The organism is Croceicoccus pelagius, assembly GCF_001661915.1.
GTDB classification, from domain to species: Bacteria; Pseudomonadota; Alphaproteobacteria; order Sphingomonadales; family Sphingomonadaceae; genus Croceicoccus; species Croceicoccus pelagius.
Window position 1 is genome coordinate 23992 of the sequence record NZ_LYWY01000019.1, and the last position, 22774, is coordinate 46765.

The window sequence follows — 22774 nt, forward strand, 5'->3', positions numbered from 1 at the left end:
CACACGCACAATATCTGCGGCAACCAATTACCCGCGCAATCGGGGGCCGGATAGCGTCAACAATTCGTATTGGGTCAATCCGGTACGCGCCGAAGCCTCGGCAAGGTCATATTCCGCATCGACCCAGTCACCCTCTGCTAGGTGCGGTGCGGCAGAAATATCGATGGCGGTCATGTCCATCGAGACGCGGCCAAGCACGGGCAGAACCGCCTCGCCATGCCGAAACGCGCCCTTCCCACTCCAGCAGCGAAGGTATCCGTCGGCGTAACCGATCGAGAGAATGGCAATGCGCGTGTCGCGTTCTGCGCGGTAAGTCCCTCCATATCCTATGGATTCCCCCGCCGGCACCGTCCGCGTCTGGATGATCGCGGCCTGCGGAGTGACGACCTGCCGGATGCGGCCTGCCAGTTCGGGTCGGGCAATCCCGCCGTAGAGCGAGAGGCCGGGGCGGGTCAGATCGAATGCGTATTCGCTGCCAAGCGCAAGACCTGCAGAGTTTGCAAGGCTGGCCCGCCGATGGGGCACTTTGGCCAGGACATCGCGAAACCTGGCGAGTTGCTGCGCACTTTGCGGACCGTCCTCGTCCGCACAGGCGAGATGCGACATGAGAACCTCTACCTCGAGCCCGTCGAGGAGCGAATCGCCCAGTTCTTCAACACGCAGTCCGAGCCGGTTCATGCCGGTATCGACCATGAGGTCGCAGGCCCCGCCGCCCGTCGCCTGCCAGTTCCTGACTTGCGCAAGGCTGTTCAGCACCGGACGCACACCTGCATCGCGGGCAAATACGCCGTCGGCCTGCGACGTCGGACCGTGCAAGACCGAGATATTCGCGCCGCTGGTATGCTGCAGCACTTCTGGCACTTCACACCAGTGGGCGACAAAGAAGTTCCGGCAACCGGCCTTCAACAGGGCAGGCATTGCCCGGTCCACGCCGACCCCGTAGGCATCAGCCTTTACCGCAGCCCCTGCATCGGCAGAGCCCGACATACGGTCGAGTGCCTGCCAGTTGGCGCCAATCGCCCCGCTGTCGATACGAAGGCGCAGCGCAGGGGGAGGCAGTACGGGATCGGAAGGCATCAGGTGGTCGGTTCGCTGTCTTCGAAATCGCGCGGCGGGCCGCTTTTCAGGCCCCATGCGCAGATGACGACGGCCATAGCGACGAAGCCCCAAGTGTACCAGAGCCCCGCATAGACATTACCCGTGCGCGCTACGATATATGCGGCGATCAGCGGCAGGAATCCGCCGAAATACCCCGCGCCGATGTGATAGGGGATCGACATCGAGCTGTAGCGGATCTTGGCCGGAAACATTTCGGACAACAGCGCAGCGACCGGTCCGTAATTCGCGGCCGAAAGGATGCCGAGCACCACGATCAGCGCGACGATCCCGATGACGTTGATGAACGGGGGCGTCTGCTTGGCAAAGGAATATCCCTCGCTCTCGAGCGCCACGGTGATCGCAGCTTTCCGCGCAGCGCCGTCCTGCCAGTCCACCCCGTCGAAAGCGACGGCCCGGTCCGCAACGCGCATACCGACGGAGTCCGCCGCTTCCAGTTCATAGCTGATGCCGTACCCCGTCAGCACTTCGAGCAGCTGACCGCACTGTGACTGGTCGGCACCCGTCAGATCGGCAAAGGGATTGTACACGCATTCGGGGCCACTTACGCTCACGGGTGCGGTTCGCGAAGTTTCGGCAAGTTGCGGATTGGCCAGCGCGCCTATGCCCCACATCACCGGGAAGAGAAGCACCAAAATCGCGACGTTACCCCACAGGATGGGAATCTTTCGCCCGATCCGGTCGGACAGCCGCCCGAAGTAGATGTAGAACCCCATCGACAGAACCGCGGCGACAAGCAGGATTAGCTCGACCGGCCGGTCCTCCATGCGCATCGGTCCTTTCAGGAACGACAGCGTCGTGAAAAAGGCAGTGTACCAGATCGTCGTCAGGCCCGCCGTGACGCCTAGCGCGACAATGATCCGCTTGATGTTGCCGGGATAGGTGAAGCTTTCGACAAAAGGATTGCCCGACGTTTCGCCCGCTTCTTTCATAGCTTTGAAGACCGGACTTTCCGACAGGCGCAACCGCATCCACAGCGAAACCGCAAGCAGCAGCAGCGAAAGAAGGAAAGGAACGCGCCAGCCCCAGTCTGCGAATGCATCTTCGGGAATCAATATCCGACAGGCGAGCACGACGACGATCGATAGGACAAACCCGCCCACCACGCTGGCCTGAATGAACGAGGTGTAGAACCCGCGCCGGCTAGGCGCGGCATGTTCGGCGACATAGATGGCCGCGCCGCCATACTCGCCACCGAGGGCCAGCCCTTGCAGGATGCGAAGGACGATCACGATGGCAGGTGCGAACAGGCCGATACTCTCGGCAGAGGGCACGAGACCGACCCCCGCAGTCGCCACACCCATCAGCGTGACGGTGACGAGAAACGTGTACTTGCGCCCCAATCTGTCGCCCAGAAAGCCGAAGAGGATCGCGCCGAGCGGACGAAAGCCGAAGCCGATGGCAAAACCGGCCCAGACCAGCAGTGTCTGCAGGATCGCGTTCTCCCCGGGGAAGAAGGCCGCTCCGATCAGGCCCGAAAGTGTGCCGTAGATGAAGAAATCATACCATTCGAAGATCGTGCCGACAGACGATGCGCCGACAACAAGCCGGACTTCCGATCCGCTCAGGTCGTTTTCATTCCCTTCGGCAGCTTGCGCCGTTGTCATTCATACCTCCCGCAATCCCTGTGCCAGAGACTTATGCGGGGGCACGGACCTTTGCCAAGATGCACAGGCGCGGTTTTACCTGACTTCAGAGCGCCAGAGCCTCACACGCGGCGTTCCACGCGAGCAGCATGGCACCGTGCCGCCCGGGATATTCCTTGGCGGACTCCACAAGGCCGAGGCCGGGCCAGTCCGGCATTTCGCCATCGCCTGACAGCCAGGCTGCAAGGTTATCGCGTGCATCGGATATCTGTTCCCGGTTCCTGCCAACCGCACCATCGGCAAATATCGCCGCACTCGCCTGTCCGATCGCGCAAGCGTGCGATGCCATGCCCACTTTCTCGATCCGGCCATTGGAATCGAGTGCGATGCCGATTTCGATCCGGCTCCCGCACGACGCAGAGCGTGCCGAACCCCTTAACGGCAGGTCATCTGTCAGCGGATGTGCAGCAAGCGAAACGGCGGCTGCAAGCACATCGGAAGTGTAGAGCCGGTGGCCGCTCACGCCTCGGCTTCCAGGTCCTGTTCCGCCAGCTGTTCCTCGCGCTCGGACACGGTGTCGACCAATGCCGCACTTGCCGCGTTGACGAATGGATAGGAACGGGCCTCGGTCACCCACTCAGGGCGGCCCTCCGCACTCCAGACCGTGTCGTAGCCCAGGGTAATGATTGTGAAGGTCAGGACGACGAGAATGAAACCTTTAACGAGGCCAAACCCGAAACCGAGAACGCGATCGATGAAGCCCAGCGCCGACTGCCGCATTTTCGAGCCCGCCCAGCGCGCGATAAGCCGCATAACGACCAAAGGCACGATCAGCAGGATCACGAACGAAAGCAGAGCCGCGTTCGTCTGGTTGTCCCGAAAGAACCCCATGATGATGTCGCTGAGCGGCGCATGCAGCACATAAACGGCGGCAATAGCCGCAACCCACGCGGCCAGCGCCAGGACCTCGTGTACGAAGCCGCGCGAAAGTCCCCCGAGCGCACTAAGCCCGACGATCACGAGGACCGCGATATCGAAATACATCATGATGGAACGCTATGAACTACCTACGACCCTGTCCACCAAGTTAAGCAAACTCGACATGGGGCGGTAGTCGGGAAAATCTCCTTTCCCCTCCTTACCGGCTCCGTTCGTCGGGCCTGCAGCACTGTCGAACCCCAGTTTTGCCGATTCACGCAGCCGGAGATTGGCATGAGCCACCGGACGGATCTCACCAGCAAGCGAAACTTCGCCGAACCAAACGGACCTGCGCGGGAGCGCCCTGTCGGATAAAGCGGACACCAATGCCGCTGCCACGGCAAGGTCCGCTGCCGGATCGGTAAGCCGGTAGCCACCGGCAACGTTGAGATACACTTCGGCGGACGAGAAATTCAGTCCACACCGCGCCTCCAGAACCGCGAGAAGCATGGCCAACCTGCCATTGTCCCACCCGACAACGGCACGGCGCGGCGTTGCGCCCGATTGCAATCTCACGATCAACGCCTGTATCTCGACCAGCACGGGACGTGTGCCTTCAAGCGCGGGGAAGACGGCGCTGCCAGCCAAAGGTTCGTCACGGCCCGACAGGAAAAGGCTAGAGGGGTTCGATACCTCGGCCAACCCTTGCCCTTCCATCGCAAACACCCCGATCTCGTCCACCGCGCCGAAACGGTTCTTGAGAGCACGCAGAACACGGTATTGGTGCGAGCGTTCTCCCTCAAAGCTCATAACCACGTCGACCATGTGCTCCATGACGCGCGGGCCCGCGATGTTGCCGTCCTTCGTCACGTGACCGACAAGCACCAGTGCGCAATCGCTGGATTTGGCATAGCGAATGAGTTCGAGTGCGCAGCCGCGCACCTGGCTGACCGTGCCCGGCGCGCCCTCGATCTGGTCTGAGTGCATGGTCTGGATTGAATCGATCACCAAGAGGTCTGGAGATTCCATGCTGCCGAGCGTGGTCAGGATGTCGCGAACCGAGGTCGCCGACGCCAATTTGATCGACGCATCGGCAAGGCCAAGCCGTTCCGCCCGCAACCTGACCTGGCCGGCGGCTTCCTCACCGCTGATATAAACGACGTTGCCACCGCCGCGCGCGATGCTGGCGGCGGTCTGCAGGAGCAGCGTGGATTTACCGATCCCCGGATCGCCGCCCATCAGGACCGCACTTCCCGGTACCAACCCGCCGCCCAGCGCACGGTCAAATTCCGGAAGGCCCGTCTTGCGCCGCACCGGCAAAGGCGTCGGCGCGTCGAGCGCGACGAAATCAATGGCCCTGCCGCCGCCGGACAAGTCGTGCTTGGCCGAAAACACCGTGGCCGGCGCCTCTTCCATCAGCGTGTTCCATTCCGCACAGTCCGGACACTGGCCCTGCCATCGGTGGCTGATGCTGCCGCATGCCTGGCAGACGTATCGACGCTTTGGTTTGGCCATGACGTTCGCGTAACCGGAACATAAATGGAACGCAATAGCGATTGGCTGGGGAAAAGCGCTTTCCATCCCGCGCCTTGCCGTGCCATCGTCTGCGAATGCGGGAGAAGGAACTGCGCATCGCGCTCGTCTGTTACGGTGGGGTAAGCCTCGCCGTTTACATGCATGGCGTGACGAAAGAGGTCTTCAAGATCGCCGCAGCCAGCCAGAAGCACCGTGATCGGGAGCCGCAACCGGACGGAACCGAAGGTGCATATTACCGGCTGCTTTCGGCGATCGAGAAATACGGCAACACACGCCTGCGCGTCGTGCCCGACATCCTATCCGGCGCAAGTGCGGGCGGAATGAACGCCATCTTCCTCGGACAGGCCCTGCTGACGGGCCGCTCGCTCGATCCGCTGACGCACCTCTGGCTCCAATGTGCGGACAGCGACGTTCTGCTCGCGCCGGAGGCTCGGCCCGGCCACAAGTTCTCCAAGATCTGGGCCCAACCGCTTGTCGAGTGGACCTTGCGCCGCCCCGGCAACGCGGTGTCGCGCACGGTCGCCCCTGAAACTCGGGCAGAAGTCCGTGCCAAGCTCTCCCGCCTCATGCGCAGCCGCTGGTTCGCGCCGCCGTTTTCCGGTCCCGGCTTCTCGCGCCTGATCGACGATGCGCTTGTCGCGATGCAGGCCCAGCCCGCCGGTCGCCCGCTTATCCCGGCAGGCCATCCGATCGACCTCTTCGTCACGACCACCGATTTCCGCGGCTATCGCGCGCCCTTGCAAGTTCATAGCCCCGCCGATGCGTCGGAGGCCGAACACCGCCTGCCCATCGCGTTTCGCGCTCATGGCGGAGACGAAGTCCTGGCCGACCGGCCCGAACTGGTCCTGGCCGCACGGGCGACGGCCAGCTTCCCCGGCGCCTTCCCACCGCTGCAGTTGGAAGAGATCGACGAATTGGCCGACGAACGCGGGATCGGTTGGCCGGATCGCGACAAATTCCTGCGGCGCGTGATGCCTCACCACGTCCACGCAGGCGACCTAGACAGCGTGGCGCTGATCGACGGAGCGGTGCTGGTCGGCGCTCCCTTTGCCGAGGCTATCCGCGCGCTTGAGAACCGTCCCGCGACGCGCGAGGTCGACCGTCGCTTCGTCTACATCGACCCTCACCCCGACTTCCGCATGGCCGAGACGACGACCGACAACCGCCCAATCGGGTTCTTCAGCGCGATCTTCGGAGCGCTGTCGTCGATCCCCCGCGAACAGCCGATCCGCGACGACATCGAACGCATCGCCAGACACTCGGCAGAGGCGATAAGGGCGCGCAACATCGTCGACGCCCTGCGCCCGGAGGTCGAGGCGACGATCGACAAGCTGCTTGGGCGCACGCTGTTTCTCGACCGGCCCAATCGGGAACGGCTCGGCAAGTGGCGCAAAAAGGCGCAGCAAGAGGCCGCGGAAAAAGCGGGCTATGCCTTCCACAGCTACGCACAGGCAAAGTACGCGCAGATCCTGGACCATATTTCGCATCTCGTGAGACGCGCGATCGACAGCGAACCGCCCAAACGCGTCGACATCGTCACCAGCCTGACGCGCTTTCTCGACGGCCAGGGCCTGGCGACGCTATCAGCACAAGGCGGCGGCGCGAATGAACAGGCGATCTCGTTCTTCCGCACGCATGACATCGGATTTCGCATACGCCGGCTGCGCCTTCTGGCACGAAGGCTGGCACCGGGCGATATCGGCGGAGAACTCAATCCTGAAGATCGCGAGGTGGCCCGCGACGCGATCTATAAGGCGCTGGCAATGTATACGCGGCTTGAGCAGGCAGAATCCCTCGGCCCCGACTTCCCCGCTATCGCCGAGAGCATCCTCGAGGATCCCGAAGCGGTACTGTCCGTTATTGCCGAGCGCCGCGACCTTGCGAAAACGGACCCCCAGGTCGACGCCCTGCTGGCCGAAGGGCTTGCCCCCCTGCCCCGCGAACAACGCCGCAAGCTGCTGCTCGCCTACCTCGGCTTTCCATTCTACGACCTCGCCACACTGCCCCTGCTGGGCGCAAGGGGCATGGACGAATTCGATCCCGTGAAGGTCGACCGCATCTCGCCCGAAGATGCGAGCGCGATCCGCAAGGGCGGTGCGGTCGACACCCTGAGAGGCATCGAGTTCTACAATTTCGGGGCTTTCTTCAGCCGCGCCTACCGGGAGAACGACTATCTGTGGGGACGTCTGCACGGTGCGGAGCGCCTGATCGACATCACGGCATCAACGCTAGGTAGCGAAGGACCGGTGCCGATCGGCGAGATCAACGCGATCAAGCGTGAGGCTTTCCTCGGCGTTCTGGCCGAGGAGCGCGAGGCCGGACATCTCAATCGCCACCTGATCTCGCGCATCGAACACGAGATCATCGAAACGCTGGGTTAGCGCTTTGAAAAACCGGCCTTGATGCGTTCGAAGAAGCCCTGCGATTCGGGACACTGGGCATCGGTTTCGCTCTGCTGAAACTCGCGCAAAAGCTCCTTCTGCTTGGTCGAGAGCTTGCGCGGAGTTTCGACTTTCACCTCAACGACAAGGTCACCGCGTCCACGACCTTGCAGGACGGGCATCCCGTCACCGCGCTTGCGCAGTTGCTCTCCTGACTGGATGCCAGCGGGGATGTTGATCGTCACCCATTCGCCGTCAAGGCCCGGAAGCCCGACCGTGCCGCCAAGTGCAGCCTTGGTGAACGTGATCGGCACGCGGGTCAGAAGGGTCGTGCCCTCACGCTCGTAAACGTCGTGACGGCGCACGTGGATGAAGATGTAGAGATCGCCCGGAGGCGCACCCATCGGACCGGCTTCACCCTTGCCCGAAAGGCGGATGCGGGTGCCTGTCTCGACGCCCGGCGGGATCGTGACTTCAAGCCTTTGTGCCTGATCGATACGGCCTTCGCCGCGGCAGGCGGCACAAGGTTTCTCGATGATCTCGCCGCGGCCATGGCAGGTCGGGCAGGGACGCTCGACCATGAAGAAACCCTGCTGCGCACGGACCTTGCCGTGGCCCTGGCAGGTTGGGCAACGGGTACGGTCGGTGCCGGGTTCGGCGCCCGAGCCGGAGCACGGCTCGCATGTCTGCGAAACCTCGATCTCGATCTCGGTTTCCTTGCCGTGGAACGCCTCTTCAAGGCTGATTTCCATGTCATAGCGAAGGTCTGCACCGCGGCGCGGACGACCGCCGGCACCGCCACCGAAGGCGCTACCGAAGATCGTCTCGAAGATGTCGCCGATGTCCGAGAAGCCGCCGCCCCCACCGCCGCCTCCGCCCTGCTGGGCTTGCGCGTAGGCTGCATGGCCGTACCGGTCGTAAGTTGCGCGCTTCTGCGGATCCTTAAGGCAGTCGTAGGCGACGCTGATCGCCTTGAACCGAGCCTCTGAACCGGCATCACCCGGATTGCGGTCGGGGTGATATTTCATCGCAAGCTTGCGGTACGCGGACTTGATCGTCTTGTCGTCCGCCGTTCGCTCGACTTCGAGAAGCTCGTAAAAGTCGACCTCGGTTTCCACTGACTAACCCGTCCTCATGATTTGGAATTCATCACAAACACTGCCCTGTCGCAGCGTGCCGGCGTACGTCGGATCGCCCATCGGGGCAGTCCGCGCATCTGGCCCTTCGTCATATAATTCCGGCCCGCTCTCCCGTTGGTTAACGCAGCTGCGTATCCTCTGGAAGAAACGGGCCGGACTTATCACGGTTTCACCGTCGGCCTGAGCCGATCAGTTCTTGCCTTCGCCTTCGTCGACTTCGGAGAACTCGGCGTCGACGACTTCTTCGTCAGCGCCTTCGCTGCCCGCTGCCGCTCCGTCTGCCGGTGCCGCTTCGGCCTGCTGCTTCTCGTAGATCGCCTGACCCATTTTCATGGCCTTTTCGGCCAGAGCCTGCGACTTGGCGTTGATCGCGTCGGCATCGTCGCCTTCAAGCGCGGTCTTCACCTCGGCAACGGCAGATTCGATCTCGGACTTCAGCGAAGCGTCGATCGCGTCGCCATGTTCCTTGAGCTGCTGTTCGGTCGAGTGGACAAGGCTGTCGGCCTGGTTACGGGCCTCGGCACGCTCCTTGCGCTTCTTGTCTTCCTCGGCGAACTTCTCCGCGTCCTGCACCATCTGATCGATGTCGGCGTCGGACAGGCCGCCCGATGCCTGGATGCGGATCTGCTGTTCCTTGCCGGTGCCCTTGTCCTTGGCAGACACGTTCACGATGCCGTTGGCGTCGATGTCGAACGTGACCTCGATCTGCGGAACACCGCGCGGTGCGGGCGGAATGCCGACAAGGTCGAACTGGCCGAGCAGCTTGTTGTCGCTCGCCATCTCACGCTCGCCCTGGAAGACACGGATCGTCACGGCCTGCTGGTTGTCGTCGGCAGTCGAGTAGACCTGGCTCTTCTTGGTCGGGATCGTGGTGTTGCGGTCGATCATCTTGGTCATGATGCCGCCCAGCGTCTCGATACCCAGCGAGAGCGGGGTAACGTCGAGAAGCAGCACGTCCTTGACGTCGCCCTGAAGCACGCCAGCCTGGATCGCTGCACCCATGGCAACGACTTCGTCCGGATTGACGCCGGTGTGCGGTTCCTTGCCGAAAAAGTCCTTCACGGCTTCACGAACCTTGGGCATGCGGGTCATGCCGCCGACAAGAACGACCTCGTCGATTTCCTTCGCCGTGACGCCAGCGTCGGCCAGCGCCTTCTTCATCGGCTCCTTCGTGCGGGCGATCAGGTGCTCGACCATCTTTTCGAGGTCGGTGCGGCTGATCGTTTTCACGAGGTGCTTCGGACCGTTCTGGTCGGCGGTGATGAACGGCAGGTTCACTTCCGTCGACTGCGCGCTCGACAGCTCGATCTTGGCCTTTTCGGCCGCTTCCTTAAGGCGCTGCAGGGCGAGCTTGTCGCCGCGAAGGTCGATGCCTTCGTCCTTCTTGAAACCGTCGGCGAGGAATTCTACGACCGCAGTGTCGAAATCTTCACCACCCAAGAAAGTGTCGCCGTTGGTCGACTTCACTTCGAACACGCCGTCGCCGATCTCGAGGATCGAAACGTCGAATGTACCGCCGCCAAGGTCATAAACGGCAATAGTCTTGCCGTCTTCCTTGTCGAGGCCATAGGCAAGCGCGGCCGCGGTCGGTTCATTGATGATGCGCAGGACTTCAAGGCCAGCGATCTGGCCCGCGTCCTTGGTTGCCTGGCGCTGCGCGTCGTTGAAGTATGCAGGAACGGTGATGACCGCCTGCGAAACGGTCTCGCCAAGGTAGCTCTCGGCGGTTTCCTTCATCTTCTGAAGGATGAAGGCGCTGATCTGCGAGGGCGAATAGTCTTCGCCGCCGGCCTTGACCCATGCGTCGCCGTTCTTGCCCTTGACGATGTCATAGGGGACCAGTTCCATGTCCTTTTTCGTCATGGGGTCGTCGAAGCGGCGGCCGATCAGGCGCTTGATCGCGAAAAGCGTGTTGTCCGGGTTGGTCACGGCCTGGCGCTTTGCCGGCTGGCCGATCAGACGCTCGTTGTCCTTGGTAAAGGCAACGATCGAGGGCGTGGTGCGCGCGCCTTCCGAGTTCTCGATAACCTTGGGCTTGTCGCCGTCCATCACCGCGACGCAGCTGTTGGTCGTGCCGAGGTCAATGCCGATAACTTTAGCCATCTTGTACTTTCCATCCTTTGTTTGACACCGCGCTTTCGGGGCCCCCCTATAGCGGGCAGGCCCGCCGCGCGGCTCGTGACTGCAACGGCGATATAGGGGCGCTTTTCAGTGGCACAAGACCTGTGCACGTCCTATTTGGGAACCAATTGGAACAGGCTGTGGAACCTTTGAAAATGCTATTGAAGACCAAGACCGCGACGCTTCTTCTGACCCTGTGCGCGCCGCTCGCCCTCGGGGCCTGCGGATCGGACGCGCCAGAGCCGGTGGAGACCGAAGCCGTCGACGTTCCTGTCGCTGCGGATGCGCCAGAAGGCGTTTCGCTGACCGGCGCCGAGGTCCGCATGCCCGCCGTTTCGGGCCGACCGGGCGTCGCCTATTTCACCATAGCATCGGAAACGCCGCGCACGATCGCATCGGTCAGCGTGCTGGGGGCAGAGCGTAGCGAGATTCACGAAACCAATATGGTCGATGGCAAAATGACGATGGCCGTAGTCGATACGATCGATCTGCAGCCGGGCGAGCCGCTGAACTTTCAGCCCGGCGGCTATCACGTGATGCTGTTCGACATGGACGCGACGATCGCCCCCGGCAGTACCGCCGATGTCACGATTTCTTTCGCCGACGGTGACAAGGCCTCAATCCAGGCGCCGGTCACCGGCGCTGGCGGGATGGATCACTCCGCCATGGAGGGCATGGACTGAGCGGCATGACGAAGCCGGTTCACGCCTGCCCTGCCGGCGGAACGCGGGGACTGACGGACGGGGAGAAAGCCCTCGTCCGCTCGGTCTTCGGCGCGGCGGTCGATGTCGAACCGGTGACGATCAGGCGCAAACGCTGGTTCCCGTTTCAGCCCGCCAACACCGCGATGGCCCCGATGGGACACATCCACTTTCCGGCAGAGCATGTCGCCTATCACGACGACTTTTCTGCCGGACCGGTGACTTCACAGGGCCTGTTCATTCACGAGATGACGCATGTCTGGCAGGCGCAGGAAAAGGGACGATTCTGGCTTCCCCTTATGCGGCATCCGTTCTGCCGCTACGACTACGCGGTGCGCCCTGGGCAACCGCTTCATAAATACGGCATCGAGCAGCAGGCGGAAATCGTGCGTCACGCGTTCCTGTTGCGCAATGGCTACAAGTTGCGGGGCGCTCCGCCATTGGCGCAGCTAGAATCTATTCTGCCGTTTACTGGGGCTTAAAGAATAGCCGCGCACACGTTCGGTCATGACCGAAGACGATTTCCATGTGAGCCGTAGCCGTTATCTGAACTCGATCTCGAAGGTCGAACAGCAGATTGTGCGCATAATGCGCCTTGCCGATCTCAAGGTCGAAAAGCTTGGACTTGGCTTGAACCTTCGCAGCTTGAAGAACGCCAAACCGTCCTGCAGGCTTTCAAAAGAACATTTCGCCAAGTTGGGAGGGATCGCGGAGGAACTCGCCTCAATCCTCGAGGAACGCGCCGACATCGTTCATGGTCAATTACGTATCGTGAAGATCGATGGCGAGGCCATGGCTCTTTTCAGCAATCCGCAGTCTGCGAAAACAGACCAGTCACAACTGGTCCGCATGATTTCCCTCGATGGATTTTCTCAGGCCGCGGCACGCGCAAACAAGCTTGCAGACCAGCTCAAGAAGCTTGGTTTGCCCACCAAACCAAAAGCAAAGGCGCCGCAGCAAAGCGGCGCCCCTACCGTCATTCCAATTCGCGTCGAAGCTCAATAACGCGGATCGACCGGATAGCCCGCGGTCCCGTAGCAATCGTCGTCAAGACGGCCATCACGGTCGTAGCCGTCACAGTTGTCGTCCTTGTCGATGAAATAGCCGCCCGCTGCACCAGCGGCGGCACCGACTGCAGCCGCCGTACCGACATCGGCGCCGGTCACGGCACCAACGGCAGCACCCGCAGCGGCGCCGACAGCGGCGCCTTCGACGGCGTAGTTATCCGCACAGCCTGCTGTCGCCAGCGCGGCGGCGGCAAGGGCGGGAATGGCAAAAGTCCTGGTCTTCATCGTAACGTCTCCTTCGCCCCCGTTCATGAACCTTACGGAACGGGGCCAGGGAAGTTCCGAAAAAGACCGGACTTTTTTGTATCAGCCTTGCGAAGCGATCAAGGTTTGCGCGCGACGCCGACCATGGCGGGGCGGAGCAGGCGGTCCTTGATCATGTAGCCGGCTTGCATTTCCTGGATGACCGTACCGGGTTCGGCATCGTCGCTCGGGATCTCGACCATCGCCTGGTGCTGATTCGGGTCCAGCGGCATGCCCATTGCGGCGATGCGCGTGATGCCGTGCTGGCCGAAAACCGTCTCGATCTCGCGGCCCGTGGCCTCGATCCCTGCGACAAGACCCTTCATTTTCTCGTCCTCGCGCATATCGGCGGGGATCGCATCGAGCGCGCGGGCAAGGTTGTCCGAGACCGAAAGGATGTCGCGGGCAAAGCCGGTCGCGGCATAGGCGCGCGCGTCCGCCACGTCCTTTTCCATCCGGCGGCGCACGTTCTGTGTTTCGGCGCGGGCGTAAAGAACCTGCTGCTTGGCCTCTGCCAGCTCTTCCTCAAGCGCTGCGATACGTTCTTCGTCCGCGGCCAGTTCCTCGGTCGCCTCGGTATCGTCCAGCATCTCTTCGGGCACGCCCTTGAGTTCGTTTTCAACCGCTTCGTCGCGGGTGCGTTCTTCGCTCATCGCTCTAGATATGTCCTGTAACTAAAATCTGCCCCGAACTCAGCCGGGACCGGAAAAACGCCCGAGGCTTCGCCCGAGGCTCCGTGCAGTGAAATCCACCATGGGGACGAGCCGCGCGTAATTCAACCGCGTGGGGCCGATCACGCCAACGACTCCGATCACTCGCCCTTCCCTGTCGCGATAGGGTGAAGCGATCACGGACGAGCCGGAAAGCGAGAACAGCTTGTTCTCCGACCCGATAAAAATCCGCGCCGAATCCGCATCGCGCGCCGAAGCGAGGAGCGCGGCCACCTGCTCCGAGCGTTCGATATCGTCGATCAGCGAACGAACGCGCTCCAGATCCTCGATCGCAGTTTCATCTAGAAGGTTCGCCTGACCGCGCACGATCAACACGGGACGCCGCGCCGCATCCTCGGTCCAGACCGCCAGCCCCCGCTCGACAAGATCGCGAGCCGCGGCATCGAGCGAGGCGCGCTCTCCTGCCAACTCGCGCTTAACCGCCGCAACAGCCTCAGCCAGCGTGCGCCCTGCCATCTGCGCGGAAATGTAGTTCCCCGCCTGCTCCAGCGCCGAAGAATCGGTGCCCGGCGGCAGGTCCAAAACGCGGTTCTCGATCGCGCCGTCTTCCCCGACGAGAACTGCGAGCGCACGTCCATTGCCCAGCGGTACGAGACTCATCTGCGAAAGGCTCGGTTCGCACGCCGGGACCATGACGACACCCGCACATGCCGAAAGGCTCGACAGCATAGCCGACGTCTTTGCCAACGCGTCTTCGACAGGACCGGGCCGCGCCAGTTCGCGCTCGATCGCGATACGCTCTGCCTGACTGGGCTCTGCCACCTGCATCATGCCATCGACAAACAGCCTCAGCCCCGATTCGGTCGGCATCCGGCCCGCACTGGTATGAGGCGCGGCGAGCAGCCCAAGCCGTTCAAGATCGGCAAGGACCGAGCGGATCGAGGCAGGCGACAGGTTGATCCCCTCCGCCGTTGCCAGCGCCTTCGATCCGACCGGCTGACCGGAATCGAGGTAGCCCTCGACCACGAGACGGAAGATCTCGCGTGCACGGTCGTTCATCTCGTTGAGCGGCAAGCTTGGCATAGGCCTTATTTAAGGCCTCCCCTTGCGGCCTCAAGCCCGTGTAGCCTAACGCCGCGTGGAATACCTGAGGACATCACAAGGAATCACTGAAAATGCGCCCATCCGGCCGCGCCGCAGACGAGATGCGGGCGATCACCATCGAAACCGGCTTCACCAAGCACGCTGAAGGCTCCTGCCTGATCAGCTTTGGCGAAACCCGCGTGCTTTGCACCGCCAGCATCGAAGAGCGTCTACCGCCTTGGCTGCGCGGCAAGGGCGAAGGCTGGGTCACGGGCGAATACTCGATGCTGCCCCGCGCCACGCATACCCGCGGCAGCCGTGAAGCGGCCAAGGGCAAGCAGTCGGGCCGCACGCAGGAAATCCAGCGTCTGATCGGCCGTAGTTTGCGCGCCGTGACCGACCTCAAGAAGCTGGGCGAGCGCCAGATCACGCTCGACTGCGACGTTCTGCAAGCCGACGGCGGCACACGTACCGCTTCGATCAGCGGTGCCTGGGTTGCCCTGCGCCTTGCGGTTCAAGGCCTGATGGACAGTGGCGCGATCAAGGAAGACCCGCTGACCCGGAAAGTCGCGGCGGTTTCCTGCGGCATCTTCAAGGGCACGCCGGTCCTCGACCTCGACTATGACGAGGATTCGAACGCCGATGCCGACGCGAACTTCGTCCTGATCGAAGGCGGCCAGATCGCCGAAGTTCAGGCAACCGCGGAAGGCGCGACTTACGACGAGGAAGGCCTGCTGCGCCTCCTGCGTCTGGCCCGCACCGGCTGTGACGACATCTTCAAGGCACAGGACGCCGCGGTTCGATGACCGATAATCCCCGTCTCGGTTCCGGCAAGCTGGTCATCGCCACGCACAACGCGGGCAAGCTGAAGGAAATCTCGGCCCTGCTTGCGCCCTATGGCGTCGACTGCATCTCGGCAGGCTCTCTGGGCCTGCCCGAACCGCCCGAGACGGGGACGACTTTCGTCGAAAACGCGCTGATCAAGGCGCGGGCGGCGGCTCAGGCTTCGCAGATTGTCAGCCTTGCCGACGATTCGGGGTTGTCAGTCGCAGCGCTCGACGGGCGCCCCGGCGTCTATACCGCCGATTGGGCGGAGCGTCAGTGGTTCGAAGGATCGGCGGGCCGCGACTGGTACATGGCTATGGGAAAGGTCGAGGGTATGCTGGCCGAGCAAGGCCCCGATGCGCCGCGCGATGCTTGGTTCTCGTGCGTTCTGGCCATCGCATGGCCCGACGGGTGCGAGGCGGTTTACGAGGGCCGTGTCGATGGCACGCTCACTTGGCCGCCGCGGGGAACGATGGGCTTTGGATACGATCCGGTCTTCGTGCCAAAAGGCCGCGACGTGACGTTCGCCGAGCTTCAGCCCGAGGAAAAGCACGGCATGAGCCACCGCGCCGACGCATTCCGCAAGCTCGTCGCCGAGCAGTTCGGAGCCTAGAGAACGGGTTTCCCGTAAGTGTTACCGGCGGGCCAGTAGCGGCAGACGAGCCAGTCGTTGCCGCCACCCGGCGCGACGGCGCAGCCGACTTCGGTCGTCTCGCGCCAGATCAGCTGGGTGTAGTGGCCGACATCGCGCCACTGGCCGGTGCGGCTGACGTTGGGGAAATTACCGCGCTTGAAGTGGCGCTTTTCGTCGACCATGCCCTCGATCATCTCCTCGGCGGAGTAGAAACCGGCACGGCCTGCCCAAAGGTTCTCGCCCGCCCCGCCTCGTTCGGCGTGGTTGGCGTGGACGAGCGTCTTGCCCTTGGACAACTTGCGTGCATAGCCCTGTGCCTCAGCAGCGAGCTTGGGGCTCCAGCGGAGTTGGGGCACACCGACGCGGCGGCGTTCCTCGTTGTGGGCTTCGAGCAGGCGATCGGCGAAATTGCCGGGACCGACTTCTTCAACCCAGCCCCGTTCGCGCGACGATGCGACGCCGGCTGCAAATGTCGATATGATTGCGACTGCGCCCGCCACGGCGAGCGTCTTTGCTGTGACCCGTCCCATGGGCTAGGATATTGACTCCAGCCGGTTAACAGGCGCTGAAAGGAACTCATGGCGCTCGCGCTTTACATTCACTGGCCCTTCTGCCTGAAGAAATGCCCGTACTGCGACTTCAACAGCCACGTGCGCGCAGAAGTCGACACCGGCACATGGGAAATGGCGCTGCTGGCCGACATGGCCCATGAGGCCGCGATCACCGGCCGGCAGAAACTGGGCTCGATCTTCTTTGGCGGCGGCACACCTTCGCTGATGCCTCCGGCGCTGGTCGAGAAACTGATCAAGCGGGCCAGCGAACTCTGGGACTTTGCCCCGAATATCGAGATCACGCTGGAAGCAAACCCGTCGAGCGTGGAGGCAGCGCGCTTCGCCGATCTGGCCATTGCTGGGATCAATCGGACTTCACTCGGCCTGCAAAGTCTTGATGACAACGCTCTGAAATTTCTTGGTCGTTTGCACGATGCCAAGGAAGGCATTGCCGCGCTCGAAGTCGCGCAGAACCACTTCGAGCGGGTGAGCTTCGACCTCATCTATGCCCGCCCGGGTCAGACGATGGCGCAATGGCAATCGGAACTGGGCACGGCGCTGGCATTCGGCACGGGGCACCTCTCGCTCTATCAGCTGACGATCGAACCGGGCACGCGCTTTGCGACCGACTTCAGGCAGGGCAAATTCGAGCTTCCGGACGAGGATCTGGCCAGCGATCTTTATGCAATGACCCGCACGCGCACAAAGACAGCGGGACTGCCAGCCTACGAAATCAGCAATCACGCAAGGCCCGGCGAAGAGAGCCGCCACAACCTGACGTACTGGCATTACTGGGACTATGCCGGGATCGGCCCCGGCGCGCATGGCCGGCGTGGCGGGGTGGCAACGCAGCGCCATCGCAAGCCCGAAAACTACCTCAAGGCAGCCGCTGAAATGGGCCACGGCATTTCCGAGGAACGCGCCCTTCCCGCTGCCGAACAGGCGGCAGAGGCGCTGATGATGGGCCTGCGCCTTGCAGAGGGGATAGACGCCCCCGCCCTCGCCCGCAGATTCGGCTTGCGAGAGGATGCGGTCGTCGACCAGATGCGCGCAGAGCTTTGCACCAGGCTCGGCCTTATTGCGCGTGAAGGTGGTCGTCTGCGCGTGACCGGCAGGGGCATGGTAGTTCTCGATAGCGTGCTGGCCGAGATCGCCGGACCGGACCTCATGGATACGCGATGACCGGGCCCGACCTGGACTTTCGAGCCGAGCGTATCTTGTCGACCTGGCACAGCCACCTCTCTCACAACTTGCGCCGGTCCGAACATACGGTGCGCGCCTATGTTGCAGCGGCAGAGCGGCTCTTGCGATTCGACGGTGTCGAGCCCGAATGGCAGCCCCTCGGAATGTCTGATCAGACCCTGCTGCGCCGCTTTATGGCGGCCCGCCGCGTCGATGGACTATCAAACACATCGGCAGCCCGAGAATTGTCCGCAATTCGAAGTTTTGTAAAGTTCTGCCAACAACAGACTGGTTTGGAACGTCTTTCTCCGCCGCGTATGCGCGGGCCGCGCGTGAAAAAGGGCATTCCCCGTGCCGTAACGCCGGACGACGCCGTGAACCTTGCGATGACGGTCGAGGAAGACGCCGCCGAACCCTGGATCGGCGCGCGGGATCGGGCGGTTCTACTGCTGCTCTACGGTTCGGGACTTCGTATTGCCGAGGCGCTATCGCTGAACGGCGATGCCTTGCCTTTGGGCGATACGCTGGTCGTGAAGGGCAAGGGCGGGAAAGAGCGCACGGTTCCGATCCTCCCCCTCGTCCGCGATGCCGTTGCCGCTTACGTTCAGGCGACGCCCTATACGCTCAATCCGCAACAGGCGCTGTTCCGCGGCGCACGGGGCGGAAGGCTTGCCCAGGGGGTGGTTCAGCGCGCAACGGCACGGGCGAGGCAGGCGCTGGGTCTCCCACCCTCGGCCACGCCCCATGCGCTCAGGCACAGTTTTGCGACACACCTTCTGGCGGCGGGCGCGGATCTGCGGAGCCTGCAGGAGCTACTGGGCCATGCAAGCCTTGGGTCGACCCAGATCTATACGAAAGTAGACGCGGCGACCTTGCTGGACGTTTATCGCAACGCGCATCCGCGCGAGGACGCGGACTGATTACTCCGCAGGCTCGCCCGGGGGCGACTTTGGCTGCCATGTGATCACGCGGTAGGCGTACCAGATGGCTCCGAGCACGATCAGGCCGAGAACGATGTAACCGAGCACATCTTCGAACCCGGTAATCCAGCCGGCTAGCAGCGTCGCGCTGCCGATCAAGGCAGCGTTCCAGATCGCCGAGCCAAGGAACGTGAAGATCAGGAAACGCCAGGTCCCCATGCAGGCAAGGCCAGCCGGGAGAGAGATGATGGTACGCATCAATGGCGAGAAACGCAGGAAGAACACGACCCACTGGCCATGCTTCTGAAAGAACCGAGAGCTGCGTTCGATATCGGACCACTCCAGCGTCAGCCAGCGGCCGTGCTTTTCAACGAAGGGCTGGAGCCGTTTGTAACCGAGCTTGTGGCCAATGTAGAACCACATGTAGTTGCCGACCGTCGCGCCAAGCGTGCCCCAGAACAGGACCGGCCAGAACGATAAACGACCCGCATGAACGCCCACACCGGCGACGCCCATGATGACTTCGCTGGGGATCGGTGGAAACACGTTTTCCAGCGCCATCAGGATGGCGATGCCGAGATAGCCTCCGCCTTCGATAAGCTGGACGATTAGGTCGTTCATAACCGTTCCAACGGGCAAGAGCGCAGAAAGCTCCGGCGCCCTGCCCCGAAGTTCAGTCCGCCTGCCGCGCTGCTACGCGGCCTTCGATCGCGTCCCAGATCATGCCCGAGGTGTCGGTGCCGTTGAATTTGTCGATCGCGACGATGCCGGTTGGGCTGGTCACATTGATCTCGGTCAGCCACTTGCCGCCGATGACGTCGATGCCGACAAAGACGAGGCCCAGTTCCTTCAGCTGCGGGCCCATGGCGGCGCAGATTTCCCTCTCGGTCTCGGTAAGGTCCGTCGCTTCGGCATAACCGCCCTGTGCGAGGTTGGAGCGAAATTCGCCCTCGCCCGGTTTGCGATTGATCGCGCCCGCGACTTCGCCGTCGACCAGAACGATGCGCTTGTCGCCCTTGGATACGTCGGGAAGGAACGGCTGGACCATGAAGGGCTCGGGCCAGGTCTGGAGGAACATTTCGACCAGCGCGGAAAGGTTTGCCCGGTCCTCGCCCACGCGGAAGACAGCCTTGCCGCCATTGCCGTGGAGCGGCTTGATCACGATGCCGCCGTGCTCGGCCATGAAGTCGCGCACATCCTCGATCCGGCGGGTGATGAGTGTCGGCGGCATGAATCGTGCAAAATCGAGTACATAGACCTTCTCGGGTGCATTCCTTACCGAGACGGGATCGTTCACGATCAGGGTTTCGTGCCTGATCCTTTCGAGCAGCCAGGTGCCGGTGAGATAGCCGATGTCGAACGGCGGATCCTGGCGCATGAGGATGACGTCGATCTCGCTACCAAGGTCGACGGTCCGATGCTCGCCCAATTCGAAATGATCGCCCTCGACGCGTTGAACATTTACAGGCGCGGCCCATGCGGTAACGCGGCCTCCTCCCTTCCCGTCCGACTTCCATGCCAACGTGCGAACATCATAGTGATAGAGTTCATGACCGCGCGCCTGCGCCGATAGCATGAGCGCGAAGCTTGAATCCCCGCCGATGTTGATCGAATCCATCGGGTCCATCTGGACGGCGACGCGCAGCGGTTTGGTCACGATTATTTCCCTATGATCGCCGGTCAGAACTGTCCGGCATTGGCCAGATGGCGAGGCAGGCGGCCGGGCGCAAGGAGGAGGACGTCGATACGCATGTCGTCACCGTCCATCAAATACTTGTGCGCCTCTGCTTCGGCGGCTGCGCAGACGCGCATCAGGCGGCGTTGATCGATGGCGAGATCAAGGGCCTCTGCCTTGGCGCGCCATTTCACTTCGACGAAGATCACCATCGAACCGCGCCTGGCGATCAGGTCGATCTCGCCAGCGGGATTGCGGACACGCTCGGCCAGAATGCGCCAGCCCTTCGCGCGCAAGTACATCGCAGCGGCGGCCTCTCCCTTGCGACCCTGCCGCTCCGCGCGGACGCGGCTGGGTGCGCCCTCGCTCACTTCAGTTCCATGGCTCGGGCATAGAGCGTCTTGCGGTCTAGTCCATGTGCCTTGGCGAGCCGGGCCGCCGCCTGCGAGGGTTTGTGATCGGCCAGCTCGGCCCTAAGCAGGGCATCGATGTCGAGATCGACCTTGCCCTCGTCCTCGTTCGGCGGGCCGATCATCAGGACGATCTCGCCCCTGGCGGGTGTATCCGCGTAATGTGCGGAGAGTTCGGACGCGACGCCGGTCCGGCATTCCTCGAACTTCTTGGTCAGTTCGCGGGCGACGGCGACTTCGCGCATGGGCAATGCCTCGGCGATGGCGTCGAGGCTGGCGACCAGTCGCGGCGCGGTCTCGTAAAAAACGAGCGTTGCCTTGATCGGCGCAAGGTCGGCCAAGGTCTCGGCTCGCGCTTTCTCCTTGGCGGGGAAAAAACCTGCGAACAGGAACCGGTCCGTCGGAAGCCCCGACAGCGTCAACGCCACAATCAGCGCGCTCGGCCCCGGAATGCTGGTAACTGCGATTCCCCGGTTCCGCGCATCACGCACGAGCCGATAACCCGGATCGGAAATAAGCGGCGTGCCCGCGTCCGAAACCAGCGCAACCGGCTGTTCCGCCGCCATTGCCAGCAGGCGTTCGCGCACCGCCTCGTCCGCGTGGTCGTCGTACCGGATCAGCCGCTTTTTCAGCCCTGCGTGGTGCAGCAGCTTGCCGGTAACGCGCGTATCCTCGCACGCTACCGCGCTACACTCTCCAAGCACCGCAAGCGCGCGCGCAGTCAAATCCCCGAGATTGCCAATCGGGGTCGCCACTATATACAGGCCGGGTTCAGTCACGGACTTTTCTTGTGCATCAGCCATATGGAAACGCATTGCACGGGATTTTCAGGGAGATGCAAGCATGAACACGCGGACCACCGCCAATCGCAGGGGCATGATCCGCAACGGCGTCGTTGCTTTCACGGCAATGATGCTGGCCGGTTGCGCCGGCGTCATTCCGGACAGCACGGCCCCGCCGCCCCCGCCGACAGATCAGGGGCCGACCGCCGGTCAGCTTCCCGATCAGGACGAAACCCGCCACCGGATCGCTCTTCTCGTGCCGCAGTCGGGGTCGAACGCCGGCGTGGGGCAGAGCCTTGCCAACGCGACGACGATGGCGTTGCTCGACACGAACACCGCCAATATCCGCATCACGACCTATGACACCGCCAGCGGTGCCCGCGCCGCCGCGCAGCGCGCGATCGCGGACGGCAACCGCCTTATTCTAGGCCCCCTGCTGTCCGACAATGTCGAGGCGGTGAAATCGGTTGCGGCCCCTGCGCGGGTGCCGATCATCAGCTTCTCCAACAACAAGGAGATCGCGGGCGACGGCGTCTACATCATGGGCCAGGTGCCTTCGCAGTCGCTCGAACGGTCCATGAAGTACGCGGTCGGTCAGGGCATGAAGACCTTCGGCGCCATCGTGCCAAGCGGCGAATATGGTCGCAGCGCATCTGATGCGATCCTCGAGACCGCCCGCGATACGGGTGCGCGCGTCCTCGCGATCGAAACCTACGACCGCGACGCGACTTCGCTTGGTAATGCGATCAGGCGGCTCGCCGACAAGGGCGACTATCAGGCCGTGGTAATCGCCGATGGTTCGCGCATGGCCGTCCGCGCCGGCCCGATGATCCGCGATGCCGAAAAGGCTGCGAAGATCATCGGCACCGAACTGTGGAGCGGCGAGGAACAGATCGCCCAGTCCGCAGCGCTGCGAGGAGCCTGGTTCTCTGCGATCAGCGACGGCCGGTTCAAGCGTTATTCCGACAGCTATCGCAGCCGGTTCGGCGCGGCACCCTACCGCATCTCGACGCTGGGCTACGACGCGGTTCTGCTGACGATCAATATCGCCCGCGACTGGAAAGTCGGTTCGCGCTTCCCTGTCAGCGGCCTTTCGGCAGACGACGGCTTCATCGGCCTGGACGGCGCATTCCGCTTCGACGATGGCGTGATCGAACGCGCTTTCGAGGTGCGCGAAGTGACTTCGACGGGCGTGAAGGTCATCGCACCTGCCCCGGCCAAGTTCTGATCCGA

Annotated in this window: 24 protein-coding genes; 9 read left to right on the forward strand and 15 right to left on the reverse strand. The window is 62.8% G+C overall.

From position 1 onward, the window contains the following. Positions 1 to 27: 27 nt before the first annotated feature. The 5 genes from alr to radA all read right to left on the reverse strand — a co-directional run bounded on the left by alr (position 28) and on the right by radA (position 5135). Positions 28 to 1077 carry an alanine racemase gene (gene alr / locus A9D15_RS03575; RefSeq protein WP_066761856.1) on the reverse strand — a complete coding sequence of 350 codons (1050 nt, stop codon included), beginning with the start codon at positions 1075 to 1077 and terminating at the stop codon, positions 28 to 30. Then, positions 1077 to 2723, reverse strand: a complete 1647-nt coding sequence (locus A9D15_RS03580) for an MFS transporter (RefSeq protein ID WP_066761857.1) — start codon at positions 2721 to 2723, stop codon at positions 1077 to 1079. Before A9D15_RS03580 ends, alr begins: the two co-directional genes overlap by 1 nt. An 85-nt stretch (positions 2724 to 2808) precedes the next feature. Then, positions 2809 to 3225: an iron-sulfur cluster assembly scaffold protein gene (locus tag A9D15_RS03585; RefSeq protein ID WP_066761858.1), complete on the reverse strand. Its 417-nt coding sequence runs from the start codon at positions 3223 to 3225 to the stop codon at positions 2809 to 2811. After that, complete coding sequence (locus A9D15_RS03590; protein WP_066761859.1) at positions 3222 to 3749, reverse strand: CvpA family protein; 528 nt, start codon at positions 3747 to 3749, stop codon at positions 3222 to 3224. The genes A9D15_RS03585 and A9D15_RS03590 overlap by 4 nt, the downstream gene beginning before the upstream one ends. A gap of 9 nt (positions 3750 to 3758) precedes the next feature. After that, positions 3759 to 5135, reverse strand: a complete 1377-nt coding sequence (gene radA / locus A9D15_RS03595) for a DNA repair protein RadA (protein WP_066761862.1) — start codon at positions 5133 to 5135, stop codon at positions 3759 to 3761. Between the two features lie 95 nt (positions 5136 to 5230). Between radA and A9D15_RS03600 the strand changes: the two genes are divergently transcribed. Continuing rightward, a complete protein-coding gene (locus A9D15_RS03600; protein ID WP_066761864.1) occupies positions 5231 to 7537 on the forward strand; it encodes a patatin-like protein in 2307 nt (768 codons plus the stop codon). Here A9D15_RS03600 and dnaJ read toward each other — a convergent pair. Then, the gene (gene dnaJ / locus A9D15_RS03605) at positions 7534 to 8655 is read right to left on the reverse strand and encodes a molecular chaperone DnaJ (protein WP_066761866.1); all 1122 of its coding nucleotides are present in this window, start codon (positions 8653 to 8655) and stop codon (positions 7534 to 7536) included. The two genes, A9D15_RS03600 and dnaJ, sit on opposite strands and share 4 nt — an antisense overlap. Before the next feature lie 210 nt (positions 8656 to 8865). Continuing rightward, positions 8866 to 10779, reverse strand: a complete 1914-nt coding sequence (gene dnaK, locus A9D15_RS03610; RefSeq protein ID WP_066761867.1) for a molecular chaperone DnaK — start codon at positions 10777 to 10779, stop codon at positions 8866 to 8868. A gap of 173 nt (positions 10780 to 10952) precedes the next feature. On the opposite strand from dnaK, the gene A9D15_RS03615 reads away from it, so the two are divergent. The 3 genes from A9D15_RS03615 to A9D15_RS03625 are packed head-to-tail and all read left to right on the forward strand — an operon-like array spanning position 10953 to position 12503. Beyond that, positions 10953 to 11480: a copper chaperone PCu(A)C gene (locus A9D15_RS03615; RefSeq protein ID WP_066761869.1), complete on the forward strand. Its 528-nt coding sequence runs from the start codon at positions 10953 to 10955 to the stop codon at positions 11478 to 11480. A 5-nt stretch (positions 11481 to 11485) separates the two neighbouring features. After that, positions 11486 to 11980, forward strand: coding sequence for a vgr related protein (locus A9D15_RS03620; RefSeq protein WP_066761871.1), 495 nt, complete (start codon positions 11486 to 11488; stop codon positions 11978 to 11980). A 25-nt stretch (positions 11981 to 12005) separates the two neighbouring features. Beyond that, entirely contained in the window at positions 12006 to 12503 is a 498-nt protein-coding gene (locus A9D15_RS03625) for a hypothetical protein (protein WP_066761872.1), read from the forward strand. Here A9D15_RS03625 and A9D15_RS03630 read toward each other — a convergent pair. The 3 genes from A9D15_RS03630 to hrcA form a co-directional block, all read right to left on the reverse strand. Continuing rightward, positions 12497 to 12790, reverse strand: a complete 294-nt coding sequence (locus tag A9D15_RS03630) for a YMGG-like glycine zipper-containing protein (RefSeq protein WP_066762143.1) — start codon at positions 12788 to 12790, stop codon at positions 12497 to 12499. The two genes, A9D15_RS03625 and A9D15_RS03630, sit on opposite strands and share 7 nt — an antisense overlap. Positions 12791 to 12888: 98 nt before the next feature. Next, complete coding sequence (gene grpE / locus A9D15_RS03635) at positions 12889 to 13461, reverse strand: nucleotide exchange factor GrpE (RefSeq protein WP_066761874.1); 573 nt, start codon at positions 13459 to 13461, stop codon at positions 12889 to 12891. A gap of 39 nt (positions 13462 to 13500) precedes the next feature. Beyond that, entirely contained in the window at positions 13501 to 14562 is a 1062-nt protein-coding gene (hrcA, locus tag A9D15_RS03640; protein ID WP_066761875.1) for a heat-inducible transcriptional repressor HrcA, read from the reverse strand. Between the two features lie 92 nt (positions 14563 to 14654). On the opposite strand from hrcA, the gene rph reads away from it, so the two are divergent. Then, positions 14655 to 15368 (forward strand): ribonuclease PH, encoded by a 714-nt coding sequence (gene rph / locus A9D15_RS03645; protein ID WP_066761876.1) that lies wholly within the window; start codon positions 14655 to 14657, stop codon positions 15366 to 15368. Further along, positions 15365 to 16000, forward strand: coding sequence for an RdgB/HAM1 family non-canonical purine NTP pyrophosphatase (rdgB, locus tag A9D15_RS03650; protein WP_066761877.1), 636 nt, complete (start codon positions 15365 to 15367; stop codon positions 15998 to 16000). Before rph ends, rdgB begins: the two co-directional genes overlap by 4 nt. On the opposite strand, the gene A9D15_RS03655 is transcribed toward rdgB, so the two are convergent. Then, a complete protein-coding gene (locus A9D15_RS03655) occupies positions 15997 to 16551 on the reverse strand; it encodes a CAP domain-containing protein (RefSeq protein WP_082924235.1) in 555 nt (184 codons plus the stop codon). The two genes, rdgB and A9D15_RS03655, sit on opposite strands and share 4 nt — an antisense overlap. 48 nt (positions 16552 to 16599) lie before the next feature. Between A9D15_RS03655 and hemW the strand changes: the two genes are divergently transcribed. Continuing rightward, entirely contained in the window at positions 16600 to 17754 is a 1155-nt protein-coding gene (gene hemW, locus A9D15_RS03660) for a radical SAM family heme chaperone HemW (protein WP_066761878.1), read from the forward strand. Beyond that, on the forward strand, positions 17751 to 18674 hold the full coding sequence (locus tag A9D15_RS03665; protein ID WP_066761880.1) for a tyrosine recombinase XerC: 924 nt from the start codon (positions 17751 to 17753) through the stop codon (positions 18672 to 18674). The genes hemW and A9D15_RS03665 overlap by 4 nt, the downstream gene beginning before the upstream one ends. Here the strand turns inward: A9D15_RS03665 and A9D15_RS03670 are convergent, their stop codons facing one another. Genes A9D15_RS03670 through rsmI form a run of 4 tightly spaced genes read right to left on the reverse strand, consistent with a single transcriptional unit; the run spans position 18675 to position 21562 of the window. After that, positions 18675 to 19295, reverse strand: a complete 621-nt coding sequence (locus A9D15_RS03670) for a DedA family protein (RefSeq protein WP_066761882.1) — start codon at positions 19293 to 19295, stop codon at positions 18675 to 18677. It lies immediately after the preceding gene. Positions 19296 to 19347: 52 nt separating this feature from the next. Next, complete coding sequence (gshB, locus tag A9D15_RS03675; RefSeq protein ID WP_268237095.1) at positions 19348 to 20331, reverse strand: glutathione synthase; 984 nt, start codon at positions 20329 to 20331, stop codon at positions 19348 to 19350. Positions 20332 to 20354: 23 nt separating this feature from the next. Next, the gene (locus A9D15_RS03680) at positions 20355 to 20720 is read right to left on the reverse strand and encodes a YraN family protein (protein WP_082924236.1); all 366 of its coding nucleotides are present in this window, start codon (positions 20718 to 20720) and stop codon (positions 20355 to 20357) included. Further along, on the reverse strand, positions 20717 to 21562 hold the full coding sequence (gene rsmI / locus A9D15_RS03685) for a 16S rRNA (cytidine(1402)-2'-O)-methyltransferase (RefSeq protein WP_082924237.1): 846 nt from the start codon (positions 21560 to 21562) through the stop codon (positions 20717 to 20719). The genes A9D15_RS03680 and rsmI overlap by 4 nt, the downstream gene beginning before the upstream one ends. 40 nt (positions 21563 to 21602) lie before the next feature. Here rsmI and A9D15_RS03690 point away from each other — a divergent pair, with 40 nt between their 5' ends. Continuing rightward, on the forward strand, positions 21603 to 22769 hold the full coding sequence (locus A9D15_RS03690; protein ID WP_229660367.1) for a penicillin-binding protein activator: 1167 nt from the start codon (positions 21603 to 21605) through the stop codon (positions 22767 to 22769). The last annotated feature ends 5 nt before the right edge of the window (positions 22770 to 22774 follow it).